This window comes from Pseudomonas sp. 3A(2025) (assembly GCF_054589175.1).
The window spans coordinates 277,846-298,462 of record NZ_BAAILM010000095.1; the positions used below are offsets into that span (position 1 = coordinate 277,846).

Consider the following 20,617-nt stretch of genomic DNA (forward strand, 5'->3'; position numbering starts at 1 on the left):
GCCTTTCCTATCGCAGTGAACAAGCTCAGCGGCTACCGCGCCGGCTCATGAAGGCCAGGCGTTCAAGCAACTGCACATCCTGCTCGTTCTTGACCAGGGCACCGGCCAGCGGCGGAATGGCCTTGGTCGGGTTGCGCTCGCGCAGCACCTGTTCGCCGATATCGTCGGCCATCAATAGCTTGAGCCAGTCGACCAGTTCCGAGGTCGAGGGCTTTTTCTTCAGGCCTGGCACCTTGCGCACATCGAAGAACACATCCAGCGCCTCGCTGACCAGGCTCTGCTTGATGTTGGGGAAATGCACATCGACGATCTTCTGCAACGTTTCGCGGTCGGGGAAGGCGATGTAATGAAAGAAGCAGCGGCGCAGGAAGGCATCGGGCAGCTCTTTTTCGTTATTGGAGGTAATGATGATGATCGGGCGGTGCCGGGCCTTGATGGTTTCATCGGTCTCGTAGACGTAGAACTCCATGCGGTCGAGTTCCTGCAACAGGTCGTTGGGGAACTCGATATCGGCCTTGTCGATTTCATCGATCAGCAGAATGACCCGCTCCGGCGACTCGAAGGCTTCCCAGAGCTTGCCTTTCTTCAGGTAGTTGCGCACATCGTGGACCTTGTCCACGCCCAGTTGCGAGTCGCGCAGGCGGCTGACCGCATCGTACTCGTACAGGCCCTGCTGGGCCTTGGTGGTGGACTTGATGTGCCAGGTAATCAGTCGCGCGCCGAAGGCCTGCGCCAGTTGCTCGGCCAGCAAGGTCTTGCCGGTACCCGGTTCGCCTTTGACCAGCAATGGCCGTTCCAGCGTGACCGCAGCGTTGACCGCCAGCTTGAGATCGTCGGTGGCGACGTAAACGGGAGTGCCTTCGAACTTCATCGTCAATCCTCAAAAAATGTGCAACGGACTATAGCGTATGGGCATTCGCTGATGCGCGACCTCAATCCGTTCCTTCATAGCGCGCATTGAAGGCCTGTACAAAGGCATTGCGCAAAATCCCCCAGAACGCCTGCAAACCGCTGATGTTTTTCTGGTCGACGCTGCCGCTCAGTTCAACCCGGGTCGCGAACTGGTTTTTCGGCTGATTCTTCAGCACCGTTTCGCTGGCGCCCACCAACGCTTCCCAGACCGAGCGAAACAGTCCTTTGTCGCGGTTTTCGACGTCCTGCTGCCAGTTGAACACCTCGACATCGCGCAACAACGGCTTGATATAGCCGGACAGTTTACCGTCGTTGGCCTGGGCTTCGATGACCAGGTCGCCGTGGCCGGCATTGAAGTCGAACTTGCCGTAGGCAGAAGCGAAGTCGTTCAGGCGGCGCAACTCGATGCCCTTGGCGCGCAGGCGGAAGTCGAAGTCCTGAAAATTGCGAAACGGGTCGAAGGTGGCAGTGGTTTCCAGGTCCGCGCTGTCGAGCAGCCGCGCCTTGCCTTCGAAACGCGCATCGCGGTTGCCTTCGACATCGACGATATTGGTGAGGTTATACAGGCTGGCGTTGACCCGGTCGGCCTGGATGCGCACCTTGGGCGTGGTGGTGAAATTGTTGAAGGTGATCTGGCCGTTGTCGATCCGCGCTTCGTTGAGGGTAAAGGGCAGCACTTTATCGAGCTGTGCGCGCCAGTCGGTGCCTTTACCGGTCTGCGAAGCCGTGCGGTCCTGGCCACCGTCGACAAAGTTGAGCTGCGGCTCGGTAAACACCGCCTCGGCCACCACGGCGTGGTCATACCACAGCGAATGCCAGCTCACCGCGATGTCGATGACCGGTGCCTTGACGAACGGCACCGGCACCTTGCCGTCGACCTTGATGATCTCCAGCGCCTTGATCCGGTAGGCGCCGCGCCACCAGGCGAGGTCGACGTCCGCAATGCGCCCGCGGTAGTCGCCCATATCGGCCAGTTTGTCATTCAGGTAGTCACGCACCACATAAGGCAGGGTCACGTGCAGGACCAGCAACAGGGCAGCGAGGCCGGCCAGGGTCGACAGTGGCCAGCGGTAGCGACGTTTCATGGTGCAAGCCTCAAGGCGGGATAAGCGATTGACTGCCTGTAGCGGCATCGGTTCGCTGCGACTGGACGCAAAACGGTCGGGGGAATAGGCTGTTGGGTCTTTCTCCATGCCTTTGCCACAAGGACACCGTCATGAGCCGGATCTATGCAGATAACGCCCACTCCATCGGTAACACGCCGCTGGTGCAGATCAACCGGATAGCGCCGCGCGGCGTCACCATTCTGGCCAAGATCGAAGGGCGCAACCCTGGCTACTCGGTCAAATGCCGGATCGGTGCGAACATGATCTGGGACGCCGAAGGCAGCGGCCGGCTCAAGCCTGGCATGACCATCGTCGAGCCGACCTCGGGCAACACCGGTATCGGTCTGGCCTTCGTGGCCGCCGCGCGCGGTTACAAACTGGTACTGACCATGCCGGCCTCGATGAGCCTGGAGCGGCGCAAGGTGCTCAAGGCCCTCGGCGCCGAACTGGTACTGACCGAGCCCGCCAAGGGCATGAAAGGCGCCATCGCCAAGGCTGAAGAGCTGCTGGCCGCCAACCCCGAGCAGTACTTCATGCCGGCGCAGTTCGAGAACCCGGCCAACCCGGCCATTCACGAAAAAACCACCGGTCCGGAAATCTGGAACGACACCGACGGTGCCATCGATGTACTGGTTGCCGGCGTCGGCACCGGCGGCACGATCACCGGTATTTCGCGCTACATCAAAAACACCCAGGGCAAGCCGATCCTGTCGGTGGCCGTCGAGCCTGAATCTTCGCCGATCATCGCTCAGGCCCTGGCCGGTGAAGCGATCACGCCCGCGCCGCACAAGATCCAGGGCATTGGCGCAGGCTTCATCCCGAAAAACCTCGACCTGTCGCTGATCGACCGCGTCGAGTCAGTCAGTGAAGATGCCGCCAAGGCCATGGCCCTGCGCCTGATGCAGGAAGAGGGCATTCTGTGCGGCATCTCGTGTGGCGCCGCCATGGCCGCCGCTGTGCGTCTGGCCGAAAAACCTGAAATGCAGGGCAAGACGCTGGTGGTGATTCTGCCGGACTCGGGCGAGCGTTATCTGTCGAGCATGTTGTTCAGCGATCTGTTTACCGACGAGCAGTTACAACCCTGACAGTGAAGTAGATTTCTTGTCGGCCAAGTGAAGGTTTATGATGGCCGGCTAATGACAAGCGCTGCCTGCCGCTTTCCGCCGGGGAAGGGCAGGCAGTGTTCTAGGAGATTTCCATGACCCTATCGTTCGCTGTCAAGGCGTCGATCCTGCTGTTGTTCGTGGGCAGCACCCTGTATGTGCACTTGCGCGGTCGGGCGCGATTGCCGCTGTTGCGTCAGTTCGTCAACCATTCGGCGTTGTTCGCACCCTACAACAGCCTGATGTACCTGTTTTCCAAAGTGCCGTCCAGGCCTTACCTGGACCGCCGCCAGTTTCCTGAACTGGATGTGCTCAAGGACAACTGGCAGGTGATTCGCGAAGAGGCCATGCGCCTGTTCGACGAGGGCTACATCCGCGCCGCCGCCAAGGACAACGATGCCGGTTTCGGCTCCTTCTTCAAGAAGGGCTGGAAGCGCTTTTACCTGAAATGGTACGACAAGGCCTTGCCGTCGGCTGAAACCCTGTGCCCGCAAACCGTGGCACTGGTCAACAGCATTCCCAACGTCAAGGGTGCGATGTTTGCCCTGCTACCCGGCGATAGCCACCTGAACCCGCACCGCGACCCGTTTGCAGGCTCCCTGCGCTATCACCTGGGTCTGTCGACGCCCAACTCCGATGCCTGCCGCATCTTCGTCGATGGCGAGGAATACGCCTGGCGCGATGGCGAAGACGTGATGTTCGACGAAACCTATGTGCATTGGGTCAAGAACGAAACCAGTGTGACCCGCGTGATTCTGTTCTGCGACATCGAGCGACCGCTGACCAACCGCCTGATGACCCGCATCAACCGCAGCGTCAGTGATTTTCTGGGCCGCGCCACCGCGCCGCAGAATCTCGACGACGAACGCGTTGGCGGCATCAATCGCGCCTATGCTTTCAGCAAGCGCTTCAGCAATGGCATCAGCGGCCAGGTCAAGCAGTTCAAACGCAGCAATCCCAAGGCCTACCGCATCCTGCGTCCGGTGTTGGCGGTCGTGGTACTGACATTGCTGGGGTATTGGCTGTTCTGAATCTGACGATGGGGAAATCCCATGTCACCCCGTTTGCCCGGCGCCATCGCCGGGTTGCTGCTGGCCGGTTTTGACGATTACCGCCACCACTTCCGGCGCCTGACCGATGGCGCCCGCTCACGCTTCGAGCAGGCGCACTGGCAATTGATCCAGAGCGTCTCTGCCGAACGCATCGAACTCTACGAACTCAAGATCAACCAGTTGGTTGCCCGGCTGCGTGAGCGCTTTACAGCCGAACACTTGCTGGCGGTCAGCCAGTGGCCGCCGATCAAACAGGCTTACCTTGAGCTGATCGACCCGCGTCCGGAGGCCGAACTGGCCGAGACCTGGTTCAACTCGATCTTTTGCGCGCTGTTCAGTCATGACCTGATCAGCGACCAGTGCATGTTCATCCACAGCACGCGTCCGTCCTTGAGCCCCGGCGATCCTCTGGCACAGATCCGCCGCTATCGGCCGCGAGGTGATCTTGAGGGGCTGCTGATCCGCATCTTCAATGACTATCGCTTTGACGTGCCGTATGCCGATCTGACAGGCGACCTGCAACGGCTGTTCACCTTGCTGCAAGGCAATCTGCCTGACTGGGTCATCCGCGATCCGGCGCTGCGCGTCGAGCTGTTCACGTGCGTGTTCTACCGCAACAAGGGGGCTTATCTGGTCGGGCGGCTGTTCACGGTCGATGAGCAGTGGCCGCTGGTGATACCGCTGCTGAACCGCGAAGGGCAGGGCATCACGGTCGACACGCTGATTCTCGATGAGGCGCAGGTGTCGATCATCTTCTCGTTCACCCGTTCCTACTTCATGGTCGATGTACGGGTGCCAGCGCATTTCGTGGCCTTTCTCAAACGGATATTGCCGGGTAAGCACATGGCCGAACTGTACAGCTCGATCGGTTTTTACAAGCAAGGGAAATCGGAGTTCTACCGCGCCCTGATCCGCCATCTGGCACGCACCGACGACCGTTTCGTCCTGGCTCCCGGCGTGCCGGGCATGGTCATGAGCGTATTCACCCTGCCGGGCTTCAATACCGTGTTCAAGATCATCCGCGACCGCTTTGCGCCGGCCAAACTGGTCGACCGGGCGACGGTGATCGACCGCTATCGGCTGGTGAAAAACACCGATCGGGTAGGGCGCCTGGCCGATACCCAGGAATTTGCCGACTTTCGTTTTGCAGTGACCTGCTTCGAACCTGCGTGCCTGGCCGAATTGCTTGAGGTCGCGGCGATGACCGTGGTCATCGAGAACGGCGATACCGTGCTGATCCGCCATTGCTGGACCGAACGGCGCATGATTCCGCTCAACCTTTATCTGGAACAGGCCAGTCCTGCGCAGGTGCAGGACGCGCTGGACGACTATGGCCTGGCGATCAAACAACTGGCGGCGGCGAATATCTTCCCCGGCGACATGCTGCTCAAGAACTTCGGCGTCACCCGCCATGGCCGTGTGGTGTTCTATGACTACGACGAAATCAGCCTGCTCACCGACGTCAACTTCCGGCACATTCCGCCCCCGCGTTTCGCCGAAGACGAATGGGCCGCCGAACCCTGGTACGCCGTGGGCCCGCGTGATGTATTCCCGGAAGAATTTCCGCCCTTCCTGTTTCCCGACCGGGGGCTTAGAACGCTATTTGAAAGCCTGCATGGCGAGCTGTTTGATGCGGCTTACTGGCAGGCGATTCAGGCCGATATTCGCGCAGGGAAGGTGATAGATGTGTTTGCGTATCGTAGCGTGGCGCGTGGCTGATCATTGAAATATGCGGTGAGCTCTGTATACTCCATATTAACGCATAACGTTAAGCATTAAGAATAACAATGATCCGAAGCTTTCGCTGCTCCGATTCCGAGGCATTGTTCACGACAGGCAGAACACGGCGTTGGAACACTATAAAAAATGTTGTCGAACGCAAGCTGGCAATGCTTGATGCCGCGACAGAGCTGAAAGACCTACGCTCTCCACCGGGTAACAGGCTTGAAGAACTGCAAGGTAATCGCCAAGGCCAGCACAGCATTCGTATCAACGATCAATTCAGGATTTGCTTCGTATGGGGCCACAATGGACCTGAAAACGTAGAAATCGTCGACTATCACTGAGGTGCACCATGCTCAAGAACGGCATGCGTCCAATACACCCGGGAGAAATTCTCAAGGAAGAGTATCTGGAGCCGTTAGGTTTAACGCCAGCAGCGCTCGCTCGTGCGCTTAAGGTTTCTGCGCCGACAGTGAATGATATCGCCCGTGGGCGAAGAAATATCACGGCCGATGTCGCTTTGCGATTGGCTCATGCGTTGGGGACGACGGCGCAATTCTGGCTCAACCTTCAGGCCTCATACGATCTGCGTAAAGCAGAAATCGAAAAGGGCGAAGAGATTGCTCGCGATGTCCATCTCCTTGATTGCTGCGCCTGGGCCTGAACCGCACTAGCGCTTCAGCGAAAGCGTACGGCGCCATCAACTCAAATCCACATGCCGGCTCAGCAACGCCCGCAAGGCCGCCGGTTTCACCGGCTTAGGCAGGTAATCGAGGCCTGCGGCATGCACCTGGGCGATCAGTTCCTGACGCCCGTCGGCGCTGATCAACACGCCCGGCACCGGCTCGCCCAGGCGGGTGCGCAGCCAGGCCATCAGTGCGGTGCCGGTTTCGCCGTCGTCCAGGTGGTAATCGACCAGCGCCACTTGCGGGCGGATACCGGTGTCGAGCAAGGCCTGGCATTCGCTGCGGTTGCGCGCGGTCCAGACCTGGCAGCCCCAGCGGCTGAGCAGGCTGTGCATGCCGATCAGGATGCTGTCTTCGTTATCGACGCACAGCACCTGAGTGCCATTGAGCGGCTGGCGGTCGGTCTCGACAGGCGCCGGCAAGGGGTGCGCAACGGCTTCGGCGAGTGGCACCCGAACGCTGAACACACTGCCGTGACCTGGCCATGAGCGCACTTGCAGTGGGTGATCAAGCACCCGGCACAGGCCGTCGGCAATTGCCAGGCCCAGCCCCAGGCCTTTGGCGGCGCGGGTCTGGTGGCTGTCGAGGCGTTTGAATTCTTCGAAAATTTCCCGGCGCTTGTTTTCCGGAATACCCGGCCCCCGATCCCAGACTTCAAGGCTCAGGTAACGCCCACGACGCCTGACCCCGAGCAATACCGGGCCTTTGGCATAACGAAAAGCGTTGGTGAGGAAATTCTGCAGCACGCGGCGCAGCAGCTTGCTGTCGCTGTCGATGCGCAATGCACTGCCGCGCACACGAAACTTCAGGCCCTGATCGCGGGCCAGCGCACTGAATTCGGCGCCCAATGCATCGAACAGGCTATTGAGCGCGAAGGGCTGGCGGTCCGGGGTGATCTTGCCGTTTTCCAGGCGCGAGATATCGAGCAGGTCGCTGATCAGGTCCTCAGCCGAGCGCAACGAACTGTCCAGATGCTGGATCAACTGCTGGGCCTCGCTGGAAATCCCGTCCTGCTGGTGCGACAAGGCTGCGGAAAACAGCCGCGCGGCGTTCAGCGGTTGCATCAGGTCGTGGCTGACGGCCGTGAGAAAACGGGTCTTCGATTCGTTCGCGGCTTCGGCATGCGCCTTGGCTTCGCTCAGTGCCTGGTTGAGCTGCGACAGTTCAAAGGTGCGCTCGGCCACCCGTTGCTCAAGGCTTTCGTTGACGTCCTTGAGGACTTTTTCAGCTTCGCGAAACGGCGTGATGTCGGTAAAACTCATGACAAAACCGCCGCCGGGCATCGGGTTGCCGATCAGCTCGATGACCTGGCCATTGGGAAACAAGCGCTCGGAAGTGTGCGCCCGGCCCTGGCGCATCCAGTGCAGGCGCCGCGCCACATGCACCTCGGCTTCGCCTGGTCCGCACAGCCCGCGCTCGGCGTTGAAGCGGATGATATCGGCAATCGGCCGGCCGACGCCGATCAGGCCTTCCGGGTAGTCGAACAGCTCAAGATAACGGCGGTTCCAGGCCACCAGCCGCAGCGACTGGTCGACCACGCTGATGCCCTGAGTGATGTTTTCGATGGCGCCCTGCAACAGCGCACGGTTGAACTCCAGCACCTCAGAGGCTTCGTCGGCAATGCGCACCACATCGTCGAGTTGCATCTCGCGGCCTTCGATGGCGGCCTTGACCACTGCGCGGGCCGAAGAGCTACCCAGCACGCCGGCCAGCAGGCGTTCGGTGTGGGCAATCCACTCGGCGTTGGCGTTCTGGTTGGGGTTGAAGTCCTTGCCCTGGCTGTAGGCAAAGCGAATGAAGCTCTTGCTGGCGCGGTCTTCGCCGACAAAGCGGGCCGCCAGGTGCAGCAAATCATCGACCTGCACTGCCAGCAGCGAGCGGTTGCCCGACAGCGCATGGGTCTGCTGACCGATAAAGCGCCCGGCCTGCCAGTGCTCGGTGACCCGGGTACGCGACAGAATCGACACCCAGGCAAACAAGGTGCAGTTGCCGGCCATCGACAGCACCACGCCTTGGGTCAGCGGGCTGATCGGCAGGTTGAACGGGTTGCTGTGCAGCCAGGCCAGCAGCGGAAAGCTTTCCAGCGTCCAGCCCATGCCATGCGCGGCGACCGGCAAGACCAGGGTGTAGAACCAGAGGAAAATCCCGGCGGCCAGGCCGGCGAAGACGCCACGGCGGTTGGCCTGCTTCCAGTACAACGCGCCGAACATCGCGGGCGCCAGTTGGGTAATGGCAGCAAAGGCGATCTGGCCGATGGTCGCCAGGCTGGCGGTAGACCCCAGCAGCCGATAGCTGACATAGGCCAGCAGCAGAATGACTACGATGCTGACCCGGCGCACGGTGAGCATCCAGTGGCGGAACGCCTCGAACGGCCGCTCGGTGTTCTTGCGCCGCAGCAACCAGGGCAGCAGCATGTCGTTGGAGACCATGGTCGACAGTGCCACGCTGGCCACGATCACCATGCCGGTGGCAGCCGAAGCACCACCAATGAACGCCAGCAGCGCCAGCGCCGGATGCGCGTGGCCCAGCGGCAGGCTGATGACGAACGAGTCGGGCAGCACCGAGGCCGGCAGCATCATCTGCCCGGCCAGGGCAATCGGAATCACGAACAGCGCGGCCAGGGCCAGATAAATGGGGAACACCCACTTGGCCAGGTTCAGGTCGCGCGGCTCGATATTTTCCACCACAGTGACATGAAACTGGCGTGGCAGGCAGACGATAGCCATCATCGCCACGCTGGTCTGTACGATCATCGACGGCCAGTTGACCGTTTCTTGCCAGTACTGCTCCAGACGAGGGGCGAGGCGTGCCTGGTTCAACAGGTCGCCAAAGCCGTCATACATGCCAAAGGTGACGAACACGCCCACGGCCATGAACGCCAGCAGCTTGATCACCGCCTCGAAGGCGATGGCCAGCACCATGCCGCGATGGTGCTCGGTAACGTCCAGATTGCGCGCACCGAAGACGATGGTGAACAACGCCAGAATCAGCGATACCACCAGCGCGGTGTCCTGGGCGCGGGTGCCGGTCGAGTCGGCGCCTGCGCCAATCAGGATATTCACGCCCATGACGATGCCTTTGAGCTGCAAGGCGATGTACGGCAGCATGCCGACCAGACAAATCACCGCCACCATGACGGCCAGCGACTGGGACTTGCCGTAGCGGGCGGCGATGAAGTCGGCAATCGAGGTGATATTTTCCTGCTTGCTGATCAGCACCATCTTTTGCAACACACGGGGCGCCAGCACCATCAGCACGATCGGGCCCAGGTAAATCGGCAGGAACGACCACAACTGCTCGGCCGCCTGACCCACGGCGCCGAAAAACGTCCAGCTGGTGCAATACACCGCCAGCGACAGGCTGTACACCCAGGCCCGTTGCGCGGGGCGCAAGGAACTGCTGTGGCGATCGCCATAAAAGGCAATCGCAAACATGAACGCCATATAACAAAGGGCAACGACGGCGATCAGCCCGCTGGACAACGACATGCTGGAATCCACAACCGGTAGAGAGCGGCAGTCTCGCACGAAGGGCCGGATTCGTCTGTGTCGACCATGGTGGTAGGCCGATGCCAGAAGCAATTGCGCAAATGCCCTATCGACATTCCAGCGCCCAACGTCTTCAATGTGCCTCGGATTAAGCCTCGATCTTCAATCCGTCAATGCCATTCAGGACACGGACGATGAGCCAGCAGTCACAATTCAGTCTTCTTAAAAGCCGGCGCTTCCTGCCGTTTTTTATCACTCAGTCCCTCGGGGCCTTCAACGATAACGTCTTCAAGCAATCGCTGATTCTCGCCATCCTCTACAAGCTTGGCGTTCAAGGCGATCAGTCGATATACGTCAACCTGTGCGCCTTGCTGTTCATTCTGCCGTTCTTCCTGTTCTCGGCACTGGCCGGACAACTGGGCGAGAAGTACCCCAAGGATTCGCTGATCCGCGTGATCAAGTTTGCCGAGATCGTCATCATGGCGGTGGGCGCCACGGGCTTTCTGTTCAACCACTTATGGATGCTGCTGCTGACCCTGTTTGCGATGGGCACCCATTCGGCGCTGTTCGGGCCGGTGAAGTATTCGATCCTGCCCCAGCACCTGCGTGAAAACGAACTGGTCGGCGGTAACGGTCTGGTCGAGATGGGCACCTTTCTGGCGATTCTGGCCGGCACCATCAGCGCTGGCGTCATGTTGTCGTTTACCCATTACGCCTGGGTCGTTGCCGCTGCCATCGTGCTGATTGCCTGCCTGGGCTTTGCTGCCAGCTGGGGCATTCCCCGCGCCGCCGCCGCGACGCCAGGCCTGACCCTGAACTGGAATATTTTCAGTCAGTCCTGGGCCACTTTACGCCTGGGCCTGACGCAAACACCGGCAGTGTCGCGTTCGATCGTCGGCAACTCGTGGTTCTGGTTTGTCGGCGCGATCTATCTGACGCAGATCCCGACCTACGCCAAGGACCTGATGTTCGGCGACGAGACCGTCGTCACCCTGATTCTGACCGTGTTCTCCATTGGCATCGCGCTGGGCTCGCTGCTGTGCGAGCGCTTGTCCGGGCACAAGGTCGAGATCGGTCTGGTGCCGTTCGGTTCGTTTGGCATGACCGTGTTCGGCCTGCTGCTGTGGTGGCATTCGGGCCATATGGTGCAGCCTGAAACGATCAACGGCTGGCGTGACATTCTCGTTCAGGGGCCGGGCCTCTGGGTGTTGCTGGATATCCTCGGCATCGGCGTGTTCGGCGGCTTCTATATCGTGCCGCTGTATGCGCTGATCCAGTCGCGCACGGCTGAAAAAGAGCGCTCGCGGGTCATTGCCGCCAACAACATTCTCAATGCGTTGTTCATGGTGGTGTCGGCGCTGGTGTCGATCCTGCTGCTGAGCGTCGCCGGGCTGTCGATTCCCGAGCTGTTCCTGGTAGTGTCGCTGATGAACATCGCGGTCAACGCCTACATTTTCAGCATCGTGCCCGAGTTCACCATGCGCTTCATGATCTGGCTGCTCAGCCATTCCATGTACCGCGTCGAGCACCGTGACCTCAAGCAGATCCCCGACGAAGGCGCGGCCCTGCTGGTGTGCAATCACGTGTCGTTCGTCGATGCGTTGCTGATCGCCGGCGCCGTACGCCGGCCGATCCGCTTTGTCATGTACTACAAGATCTACCGCCTGCCGGTGCTCAACTTCATCTTCCGCACCGCCGGCACCATCCCGATTGCCGGGCGCAACGAAGACCTGGAGATTTACGAACAGTCCTTCAAGCGCATTGCGCGCTACCTGGCCGACGGCGAACTGGTGTGCATCTTTCCCGAGGGCAAGCTGACCACCGACGGCGAGATCAACGGCTTCAAGGCCGGCATGAGCCGCATCCTCGAAGAAACCCCGGTGCCGGTGATTCCGATGGCCTTGCAAGGCCTGTGGGGCAGCTTCTTCAGCCGCGACCCGAACAAGGGTGTATTCCGCCGCCTGTGGTCACGAGTGGTACTGGTGGCCGGCGCCCCGATCGCAGCGGACCTGGCCAAACCGGTGGATGTGCGCGAGCAGGTCAAGCTGCTGCGCGGGGATGCACGCTGAGTCCGTCGGGCCGGCCGGGTCGAATCGACCCGTGGCCGGCCCACAGAGTTAGCGCTTCAAGCTTGCGACTTGGGGCTTGCAGCTTGCAGCTCGTCTTCCTCCGGCATCTTGCGGAAGTACGTCGACAGCAATGCGCCAGAAATATTGTGCCAGACACTGAACAGCGCGCTGGGCACCGCCGCCAGTGGCGAGAAGTGCGCCGCCGCCAATGCGGCGCCCAAGCCTGAGTTCTGCATACCAACTTCAAGCGCCAGTGACTTGCGTTGCGGCAGGCGCAGCTTGAACAGCTTGCCGGTGAAGTAGCCGAGCAGGAAGCCAAAGCTGTTGTGCAGGATCACCACGACCATGATCAGCAGGCCGGATTCGGCGATTTTTGCCTGGCTGGCGGCGACCACCGCGCAGACGATCATCACGATGCTGACCACCGAGATCAGCGGCAGCACATCCACCGCATAGGTCACCCGCGCACCCAGCAGACGCTGAGCCAGAACGCCCAGCACGATCGGCAGCATGACCAGTTGCAGGATCGAGACGAACATGTCCATGAACGAGACCGGCAGCCAGGCCGAGGCCAGGAACCAGATCAGCGCAGGCGTCAGCAGCGGGGCGAGCAGGGTGGTCACTGCGGCAATCGCCACGGCCAGTGCCAGATCGCCCTTGGCCAGCCAGGCCATGACGTTCGACGATGTGCCGCTCGGGCAGCAGCCGACCAGAATCACACCGACGGCGATTTCAGGCGGCAGGTGGAAAATCTGGCACAACACCCAGGCGACACCGGGCATGATCACGAAGTGCGCGACCACACCCAGCGCCACGCGCCACGGGTTGCGCGCCACCTCTGAGAAATCTTCAAGTTTCAGGGTCAGGCCCATGCCGAACATGACCAGACCCAACAGTGGCACGATCCAGCTTTTCAGGCCGATAAAAGCCTGCGGAAACACAAACGCCAGTACCGCAAACAGCAACACCCAGTACGCGAAGGTGTTACCGACAAAACGACTCAAGGCTGCCAACGCACGCATGGCCTTATCCTTTGTTATGGTTGTTTTTCAATAAAAAGCGCCGCCCTCGCAGGCGGCGCCATACAGCGGTGTCGATCAGATACCCTGCGGGATCTCTTCACCGCCCAGAGCTTCGAACAGCTCGGGCAGGAACTCGCCGAAGGTCAGCATCATCAAGGTGAAGCTGGCGTCCAGTTGCCCCAGGGCCTCGTCGCCGCCGTCTTGCTCGGCCTGATCCTGCAACAGTTCTTCGAACTTCAGGCGCTTGATCACCAGCTTGTCGTCGAGCACGAACGACAGCTTGTCCTGCCAGGCCAGCGACAGCTGGGTGACGATCTTGCCGGTGTTCAGGTGCAGCTGGATTTCGTCGCCGGTCAGGTCCTGGCGCTTGCAGCGCACGATGCCGCCGTCTTCATGGGTGTCACGCAGTTCACACTCGTCGAGTACGAAGAAGTTATCGGCGGCTTTCTGGGTCTTGACCCAGTCGGTCATCGTTGCGCTTGGTGCTACTTTCACGGTCAGCGGACGCACCGGCAGCGAGCCGATCACTTCGCGCAGGGTCGACAGCAGGTCTTCGGCGCGCTTGGGGCTCGAAGCGTTGACCAGAATCAGGCCTTGCTTGGGCGCGATGGCGGCGAAGGTGGCCGAGCGACGGATAAAGGCGCGGGGCAGGAAGGCCTGGATGATTTCATCCTTGATCTGATCGCGTTCCTTCTTGTAGACCTTGCGCATTTGCTCGGCCTCGATCTCTTCGATCTTCTCTTTAACGGCATCGCGCACCACGCTGCCCGGCAGAATGCGTTCTTCCTTGCGTGCAGCGATCAGCAGAAAGTCCTGGCTGACATGCACCAGGGGCGCGTCTTCACCTTTACCGAACGGCGCCACGAAGCCATAAGTGGTCAACTCCTGGCTGGCACAGGCACGCGCAGGCTTGGTGGCAAGGGCGGTTTCCAGCGCCTCGGCATCAAACGGCACGTCCTGAGTAAGGCGATAGACAAGCAGGTTTTTGAACCACATGGGGTGAGTCTCTCTTTCCATTACAAAGGGGGCATTATTCGCTTCCTGGAGCCTCTGGGCCAACCCTGAGCTAAGTCTTTGGAAAATTTATAAATTTTTTTGAATAAGTGCTTGCCAGAGGTAGTGTCGCTCCGTAGAATGCGCGCCACACCGAGAGACAAGGGTGATTAGCTCAGCCGGGAGAGCATCTGCCTTACAAGCAGAGGGTCGGCGGTTCGATCCCGTCATCACCCACCATCTCAGTGTATCGCGCAGCGGTAGTTCAGTCGGTTAGAATACCGGCCTGTCACGCCGGGGGTCGCGGGTTCGAGTCCCGTCCGCTGCGCCATCTTCAGCTCAGGTTCACTGAACGATCTGAGCTAAACAAGAAAGCGACCTTAGGGTCGCTTTCTTGCTTTCTGTCGATTATTTTTTGGCCGGCAAACCAATGACCCGCCCCAGCAGGGCAGGGCTTGGCCGCTCGGCCTGCTCAGCGCTGATCGCGGCGAGTCGCGCAAGCGTGGCCTCGGTAAACGGCGCTGCATGCGGGCCGGCCAGGTCGACGTGCAGCAGCATCTGCTCATTACCGGCCAGTTCTTTGCCATCTACCACCCGATGCAAGCTGTGATAAAGGTGCAGGCGCTTGGCATCGTGGGCGATCAGTTGGGTGCGTACCTCGACCTCGGCGTCGAGTTTTACCTCGTGCAAGTAATTCAGGTGCACCTCCAGGGTAAACAGCGAGTGGCCGCAGGCTTCGCGGTTGTCGCTGTCCAGACCCAGAGCGTCCATCAGCGCGTCGGTGGCGTAGCTGAAAATCAGCAGATAAAACGCATCGCGCAGGTGGCCGTTGTAGTCGACCCAGTCAGGCTGGATGCGGGTGGTGTAAGTGGTCAGTGCAGGCATGGGGCGGTACTCGCTCGGACATCGGATTATTTGGCAGCGCTGATGCGGTGCCTGGCTTTGGTCACCTTCACCGCCTCCAGCACAGCAAGCAGACAATCGTCACGGTAGCGTTCCAATGCAGAAATACTGTGTGTGCCCAGTTGGTCGCGAGTGCCATCGACCACGTCATCAATCAGTTTTTCGGTCAGTTCCGGTGCCGGCAAATAGGTCCACGGCAACTGCAACGCCGGGCCGAACTGCGCCATGAAGTGGCGCATCCCGGCATCACCACCGGCCAGAGTGTAGGTGAGGAAGGTGCCCATGAACGACCAGCGCAAGCCTGCGCCATACCGAATCGCATCATCGATTTCTCCGGTGGTCGCCACGCCGTCATTCACCAGATGCAGCGCCTCACGCCATAGTGCTTCCAGCAAACGGTCCGCGATAAAACCGGGGACTTCCTTGCGCACATGCAACGGGCGCATGCCGAGGGATTCGTACACCGTGATCGCCGCCTGAATCGCCTCTGGCGCGGTGTGCCTGCCGCCCACCACTTCCACCAGCGGCAGCAGGTACACCGGGTTGAACGGGTGCCCGACCACGCAGCGTTCAGGGTGGATGGCGCTTTCGTAGAATTCACTCGGCAACAGCCCGGAGGTGCTTGAACCAATCAACGCATCGGGTTTGGCCGCTGCGCTGATCTGGCTGTGCAGTTGCAGCTTCAGCTCCAGGCGTTCCGGGGCGCTTTCCTGGATGAAGTCGGCGTCTTTGACGCATTCCTCGATGGTGGCGACAAAGCGCAGGCGGTCCTGGGACGCGCCCGTTGCCAGACCTTGCTTCTCCAGTGCTTCCCAGGCATTGGCCACGCGTTGGCGCAGCGCAGCTTCGGCGCCGGGTGCCGGGTCCCAGGCGACAACATCCAGGCCGTGGGCGAGGGCGCGGGACACCCAGCCACTGCCGATAACACCGCAGCCCAGGGCTGCGAAGGTTTTGATTTCAGTGATAAAGCGCATGGCGATTTCCTAAAGGGTTCGATTCGGTTTTAGCCGCGTTTGGCAAGGCCCATCTTTATGCGGCCTTCAGCCGGGGTCATGACGCGTGCGCCCAGGCGGCTGAGGATTTCACTGGCGCGTTCCACAAGCTGGCCATTGGTCGCCAGCACGCCCTTGTCCAGCCACAGGTTGTCTTCCAGGCCGACCCGCACGTTGCCGCCCAGCAGCACGGCTTGCGCCGCCATCGGCATTTGCATGCGGCCGATGCCGAAGCCTGCCCACACAGCGTCGGCGGGCAGGTTGTCGACCATGGCTTTCATGGTCGTGGTGTCGGCCGGTGCGCCCCAGGGGATGCCCAGGCAGAGCTGGAACAGCGGGTTGTCGAGCAGGCCTTCCTTGATCATCTGTTTGGCGAACCACAGATGGCCGGTGTCGAAGATTTCCAGTTCGGCCTTTACGCCCAATTCCTGAATGCGTCTGGCCCCGGCGCGCAGTTGTGCCGGGGTGGACACGTAAATAGTGTCGCCGTCGCCGAAGTTCAGGGTGCCGCAGTCCAGGGTGCAGATTTCCGGCAGCAGTTCTTCGACGTGGGCCAGGCGGGTCAGCGGGCCGACCAGATCGGTGCCCGGACCGAACGCCATCGGGTTTTCGCCGGCACCAATCTCCAGGTCGCCGCCCATGCCGGCGGTGAGGTTGACGATGATGTCGATGTCGGCCTCGCGGATGCGCTCCATGACTTCACGGTACAGCGCGACATCGCGGCTGAATTTGCCGGTTTGCGGGTCACGCACATGGCAATGCACCACAGTGGCCCCGGCCTTGGCGGCTTCTACGGCAGCGGCTGCGATTTGTTTGGGCGTGACCGGCACGTGCGGGCTTTTGGCGGTGGTGTCGCCAGCACCGGTGAGTGCGCAGGTGATGATGACGTCGTGGTTCATGAGGCGGTTCCTTACAGGCGTGAGAGTGCCCTTCGCAGTCGGTCCTGGCTGCGAAACGGTGAGTGAAAACGGACTGTCAGCGGTTCAGTTGCGGGTCAATTGCAGATTGGCCGACGCGGGTTTGCCGTCGAAGGTGGTGACGCCTTCAAGCCAGCGCGCCCGATCCTGCGGATGATCCTTGAGCCACTGCCTGGCGGATTCGAGGGCGTCCTTGTGATCCAGCAGCGGCTGCATCATCCGGCTCTCGTCGGCGGCGGTGAACGTCAGGTTGCTCAGCAGCTTGTGCACGTTGGGGCACTGTTGTGCGTAGGTTGGCGAGGTCACGGTCCAGACCGTGGCCATGCCTTCGTTCGGGCCCAGAGCATCCTCGCTGCCGGTGAGGTAGGTCATGGCGACATTGACGTTCATCGGGTGCGGCGCCCAGCCGAAGAACACCACAGCTTCCTTGCGGCGTACGGCACGGTCGACGGCGGCGAGCATGCCGGCTTCGCTGGACTCCACCAGCTGGAACTTGCCCAGGCCGAACTGATTCTTGGCGATCATCGCCTTGATCTGGGTATTGGCGCCCGAACCTGGCTCGATGCCGTAAAGCTTGCCGCCCAGTTCTTTTTCAAACTTTGCGATGTCGGCAAAGGTTTTCAGGCCCTTGTCCGCCAGATAAGTCGGCACGGCAAGGGTCGCACGGGCGTCTTCCAGGCTGGGTTTATCGAGGACTTTGACCTGGCCTGCGTCGACGAACGGGGTGATGGTCTGGGTCATCAGCGGGTTCCAGTAGCCCAGAAACAGATCCAGACGCTGGTCGCGGATGCCGGCGAAGATGATTTGCTGCGAAGCGCTGGTCTGTTTGGTCTGGTAGCCGAGGCCATCGAGCAACACCTGGGCCATGGCGCTGGTGGCGATGACATCGGTCCAGTTCACCACCCCCATGCGCACGTTCTGGCAGGAAGCGGCATCCGCTGCCATTACGCTTGTGCTCAGGAGGGTGCTGGCGCCGAGTGCGAGCACGCAGTGGCTGATCAGTCGATTCATGGTGGATCCTCGGCAGGTCGTTATTATGGGGGGCGGTGTCTTTGTGCACCGTGCTGCCACGTTACGCACCTTGGTTACCGGTTAAACACACAGCGGCGACCCGCTCTTGCACTGCGGCGACCAGCCCCCTTGAATACGCCCATGAACGGGAGTATCACAGTGCCACGCTGCCCGTCCTGCAAGAGCGCCACCATGCCCCAGACTTTTTATTTCTTGTTGATGCCGGGGTTCTCGGCCCTTGGCTTTATCTCTGCTCTGGAGCCGTTGCGGGTGGCCAACCGCTTTCGTGGCGAGCTGTATCGCTGGCAACTATTGAGCGCCGATGGCGGTGCGGTATTGGCGAGCAATGGCATGTCGGTCAATGCCGACGCCGCGCTGGACTCGTTGAAACTGGAGCCCTTGAAAAAGGACGCGACCTTGATGGTGGTCGCAGGTTTCGAGCCCTTGCAGTTCGCCACGGCCGCGCTGCAGCACCGGTTGCGTCGCCTTGACCACGATGGCGTGACCCTCGGCGCCATCGACACCGGTGCTTGCATACTGGCCGAGGCAGGGCTGCTGGACGGTTATCGCCTGACCTTGCACTGGGAAGCCATCGACGCCTTCAAGGAGTCCTATCCGCAACTGACGGTGACCCAGGAACTGTTCGAAATCGACCGACGCCGTATCACCTGCGCCGGTGGCACCGCGTCCATCGACCTGATGCTCGACCTGATCGCCCAGGTGCATGGCCCTGACCTCGCGGTCCAGGTATCCGAACAATTCGTCCTCAGCCGCATCCGCCCGCGCAAAGACCACCAGCGCATGCAGATCGCCACGCGCTACGGCATCAACAACAAGAAACTGGTGCAGGTGATCGGCGAGATGGAACAGCACACCGAGCCGCCGCTGAACACCCTGGCCCTGGCCGAGGCGATCAAGGTCACCCGGCGTCAACTGGAGCGCTTGTTCCGCCTGCACCTGAACGACACACCGAGCAACTTCTACCTGGGCCTGCGCCTGGAAAAAGCCCGGCAACTGCTGCGCCAGAGCGACATGAGCGTGCTGGACGTCAGTATTGCCTGCGGGTTTGAATCACCCTCGTATTTCACCCGCAGTTACCGGGCCCGGTTTGCCAAATGCCCGAGGGAGGACAGGCGAGGGGAGAGTGTCGTTTCTGCAAGCGCCGCACGCGGCACTAAATAACCAGCTCAACCTGGGTCCCCCTGAACATGTGCTGCAATGCATCTTTCAGCACGCCGACCTGTTCTGCCGAGTCAGCACTTCCTTGCGGTATTTCTGCCAGCACACGGGACCCGCCAAAAAAGCCGGAAAACTCGGGCTTGACCACGACCTCCAGGCTCTCTGGGCGCAAGATGACTTTTTCGATTGCAGCCGGCATCTCGTATTCCGATTGATCTGTTTGAAAGCCGACGCCCTCATCCACGGTAGCGTTATCGTCATCATCAAGGCGAGTCATAATCATGAAATTGGCAAGGCCTTGCGGAGTGTCACTCAAGGCAATAACCAAGACACTGTCTTCTTCGTAGCACTTTATAGTCGATGCCAAAAAACTCTTCATGATGTATTACCACTCTTGTGCGGTGCTCGACATTTAAACGCCACGATTAAAATCTTTTTAAAAACAGTTGCAGTGAGGGGCCGGCGTTTAATGCGCTGGCAGAACTATTTTCTATGGATTGCGCCGCGTCGTCGTCGGTCATCGTCACAAAGACCACGGCCTCACCGATGATGCCTGGTCTTTTAAAAAAGCCCTCGTTAACCAGTGAGCCCAGCGCGCCAGTCATGCACCTGATCAATGCCTGCATGAACGTGTCAAATTCATCCCGTTCTTCATCTGTTCTTAATGCATGATTTATTTCAGCGAACGCATCACCCTCAAGCGCCTCATAGGCCCACTCGGAGGAGGTCCATTTAAAATACGCGACGGCCTCGTCTGTTTTATCTTCCTCTTCTTCACTGTCAAGTTTCTCGGTCAGCTTTTCCAGTGAGTTGGCCGCCTGGCATAGTGTCATGGCGCTGCTGTCGGTATAGAGCGCAAACGCATAAAAGCTTTCGTCAGGATGATCATCCAGGAAGTCTGAAAAAGCTTTTTTACTCAGCGCGTAAACTTGAGACTCTGCATCACTCCAGTTCATCGGGCGTGTCCTCTCTGTCGGGCATTGAAGCCACCCATCAGGCATGGGCAATTGAAAACGAATGTTGAAGACGCTTGAGTCTGCCGGGAAACGATCTACAGCGCCATCCATGCGCTGCCTGTCGATGAGTGGCCCGCACAGCCCTTGGCAGCGCGGCAGCAGCAAGAATATCCATGCACTGCGTCCTGGAAATCCAGGATTTCGAATCTATTGATACAAAAGCTTGCAATCGAAACACGCACGCCTTAAGATGCGCGCCGCACCGAGATACAAAGGGTGATTAGCTCAGCCGGGAGAGCATCTGCCTTACAAGCAGAGGGTCGGCGGTTCGATCCCGTCATCACCCACCATCTCAGTGCAATGCGCAGCGGTAGTTCAGTCGGTTAGAATACCGGCCTGTCACGCCGGGGGTCGCGGGTTCGAGTCCCGTCCGCTGCGCCATCTTCAGCTCAGGTTCACTGAACGATCTGAGCCAAACAGAAAAGCGACCCTAGGGTCGCGGTTTT

18 protein-coding genes and 4 tRNA genes are annotated in these 20,617 nt (G+C 60.2%); 11 read left to right on the forward strand and 11 right to left on the reverse strand.

Annotation, left to right across the window (positions count from 1 at the left end; all coding sequences use genetic code 11):
• Positions 1–25 precede the first annotated feature (25 nt).
• Positions 26–871 (reverse strand): AAA family ATPase, encoded by an 846-nt coding sequence (locus tag ACYP2A_RS24885; RefSeq protein WP_459748586.1) that lies wholly within the window; start codon positions 869–871, stop codon positions 26–28.
• 61 nt (positions 872–932) lie between these two features.
• Entirely contained in the window at positions 933–1,997 is a 1,065-nt protein-coding gene (locus ACYP2A_RS24890; protein WP_459748587.1) for a DUF748 domain-containing protein, read from the reverse strand.
• Between the two features lie 131 nt (positions 1,998–2,128).
• Between ACYP2A_RS24890 and cysK the strand changes: the two genes are divergently transcribed.
• The 5 genes from cysK to ACYP2A_RS24915 all read left to right on the forward strand — a co-directional run bounded on the left by cysK (position 2,129) and on the right by ACYP2A_RS24915 (position 6,559).
• Positions 2,129–3,103, forward strand: a complete 975-nt coding sequence (gene cysK / locus ACYP2A_RS24895) for a cysteine synthase A (RefSeq protein WP_459748588.1) — start codon at positions 2,129–2,131, stop codon at positions 3,101–3,103.
• 113 nt (positions 3,104–3,216) lie between these two features.
• Complete coding sequence (locus ACYP2A_RS24900; RefSeq protein ID WP_459748589.1) at positions 3,217–4,152, forward strand: aspartyl/asparaginyl beta-hydroxylase domain-containing protein; 936 nt, start codon at positions 3,217–3,219, stop codon at positions 4,150–4,152.
• 21 nt (positions 4,153–4,173) lie between these two features.
• The gene (gene aceK / locus ACYP2A_RS24905) at positions 4,174–5,892 is read left to right on the forward strand and encodes a bifunctional isocitrate dehydrogenase kinase/phosphatase (protein ID WP_459748590.1); all 1,719 of its coding nucleotides are present in this window, start codon (positions 4,174–4,176) and stop codon (positions 5,890–5,892) included.
• 68 nt (positions 5,893–5,960) lie between these two features.
• Positions 5,961–6,239, forward strand: coding sequence for a type II toxin-antitoxin system RelE/ParE family toxin (locus ACYP2A_RS24910; RefSeq protein WP_459748591.1), 279 nt, complete (start codon positions 5,961–5,963; stop codon positions 6,237–6,239).
• A gap of 8 nt (positions 6,240–6,247) precedes the next feature.
• Positions 6,248–6,559, forward strand: coding sequence for a HigA family addiction module antitoxin (locus ACYP2A_RS24915; protein WP_459748592.1), 312 nt, complete (start codon positions 6,248–6,250; stop codon positions 6,557–6,559).
• A gap of 36 nt (positions 6,560–6,595) precedes the next feature.
• On the opposite strand, the gene ACYP2A_RS24920 is transcribed toward ACYP2A_RS24915, so the two are convergent.
• Positions 6,596–10,069 carry a hybrid sensor histidine kinase/response regulator gene (locus tag ACYP2A_RS24920; protein ID WP_459748593.1) on the reverse strand — a complete coding sequence of 1,158 codons (3,474 nt, stop codon included), beginning with the start codon at positions 10,067–10,069 and terminating at the stop codon, positions 6,596–6,598.
• Between the two features lie 194 nt (positions 10,070–10,263).
• On the opposite strand from ACYP2A_RS24920, the gene ACYP2A_RS24925 reads away from it, so the two are divergent.
• Positions 10,264–12,138, forward strand: a complete 1,875-nt coding sequence (locus ACYP2A_RS24925; protein WP_459748594.1) for an MFS transporter — start codon at positions 10,264–10,266, stop codon at positions 12,136–12,138.
• A gap of 56 nt (positions 12,139–12,194) precedes the next feature.
• Here ACYP2A_RS24925 and ACYP2A_RS24930 read toward each other — a convergent pair whose 3' ends face one another.
• A complete protein-coding gene (locus ACYP2A_RS24930) occupies positions 12,195–13,160 on the reverse strand; it encodes a bile acid:sodium symporter family protein (RefSeq protein WP_459748595.1) in 966 nt (321 codons plus the stop codon).
• A 75-nt stretch (positions 13,161–13,235) separates the two neighbouring features.
• Entirely contained in the window at positions 13,236–14,156 is a 921-nt protein-coding gene (rdgC, locus tag ACYP2A_RS24935) for a recombination-associated protein RdgC (protein ID WP_459748596.1), read from the reverse strand.
• 161 nt (positions 14,157–14,317) lie between these two features.
• Between rdgC and ACYP2A_RS24940 the strand changes: the two genes are divergently transcribed.
• Together ACYP2A_RS24940 and ACYP2A_RS24945 are read left to right on the forward strand one after the other, a co-directional pair.
• A tRNA-Val gene (locus tag ACYP2A_RS24940) sits at positions 14,318–14,393 on the forward strand.
• A gap of 14 nt (positions 14,394–14,407) precedes the next feature.
• A tRNA-Asp gene (locus tag ACYP2A_RS24945) sits at positions 14,408–14,484 on the forward strand.
• A gap of 77 nt (positions 14,485–14,561) precedes the next feature.
• Here the strand turns inward: ACYP2A_RS24945 and ACYP2A_RS24950 are convergent.
• The 4 genes from ACYP2A_RS24950 to ACYP2A_RS24965 form a co-directional block, all read right to left on the reverse strand.
• Positions 14,562–15,038 carry a thioesterase family protein gene (locus ACYP2A_RS24950; RefSeq protein WP_459748597.1) on the reverse strand — a complete coding sequence of 159 codons (477 nt, stop codon included), beginning with the start codon at positions 15,036–15,038 and terminating at the stop codon, positions 14,562–14,564.
• A gap of 26 nt (positions 15,039–15,064) precedes the next feature.
• A complete protein-coding gene (locus tag ACYP2A_RS24955) occupies positions 15,065–16,030 on the reverse strand; it encodes an L-carnitine dehydrogenase (protein ID WP_459748598.1) in 966 nt (321 codons plus the stop codon).
• A gap of 29 nt (positions 16,031–16,059) precedes the next feature.
• The gene (locus tag ACYP2A_RS24960) at positions 16,060–16,947 is read right to left on the reverse strand and encodes a beta-keto acid cleavage family enzyme (protein ID WP_459748599.1); all 888 of its coding nucleotides are present in this window, start codon (positions 16,945–16,947) and stop codon (positions 16,060–16,062) included.
• Positions 16,948–17,031: 84 nt separating this feature from the next.
• Complete coding sequence (locus ACYP2A_RS24965) at positions 17,032–17,976, reverse strand: choline ABC transporter substrate-binding protein (protein ID WP_459748600.1); 945 nt, start codon at positions 17,974–17,976, stop codon at positions 17,032–17,034.
• Between the two features lie 192 nt (positions 17,977–18,168).
• Here ACYP2A_RS24965 and ACYP2A_RS24970 point away from each other — a divergent pair, with 192 nt between their 5' ends.
• Positions 18,169–19,158, forward strand: a complete 990-nt coding sequence (locus ACYP2A_RS24970; RefSeq protein ID WP_459748601.1) for a GlxA family transcriptional regulator — start codon at positions 18,169–18,171, stop codon at positions 19,156–19,158.
• Here ACYP2A_RS24970 and ACYP2A_RS24975 read toward each other — a convergent pair.
• Together ACYP2A_RS24975 and ACYP2A_RS24980 are read right to left on the reverse strand one after the other, a co-directional pair.
• On the reverse strand, positions 19,151–19,534 hold the full coding sequence (locus tag ACYP2A_RS24975) for a hypothetical protein (RefSeq protein WP_459748602.1): 384 nt from the start codon (positions 19,532–19,534) through the stop codon (positions 19,151–19,153). The genes ACYP2A_RS24970 and ACYP2A_RS24975 overlap by 8 nt on opposite strands.
• Before the next feature lie 46 nt (positions 19,535–19,580).
• Positions 19,581–20,276, reverse strand: coding sequence for a DUF4303 domain-containing protein (locus tag ACYP2A_RS24980; protein ID WP_459748603.1), 696 nt, complete (start codon positions 20,274–20,276; stop codon positions 19,581–19,583).
• 109 nt (positions 20,277–20,385) lie between these two features.
• Here ACYP2A_RS24980 and ACYP2A_RS24985 point away from each other — a divergent pair.
• Together ACYP2A_RS24985 and ACYP2A_RS24990 are read left to right on the forward strand one after the other, a co-directional pair.
• Positions 20,386–20,461, forward strand: a tRNA-Val gene (locus ACYP2A_RS24985).
• 14 nt (positions 20,462–20,475) lie between these two features.
• Positions 20,476–20,552, forward strand: a tRNA-Asp gene (locus ACYP2A_RS24990).
• Positions 20,553–20,617: the final 65 nt, after the last annotated feature.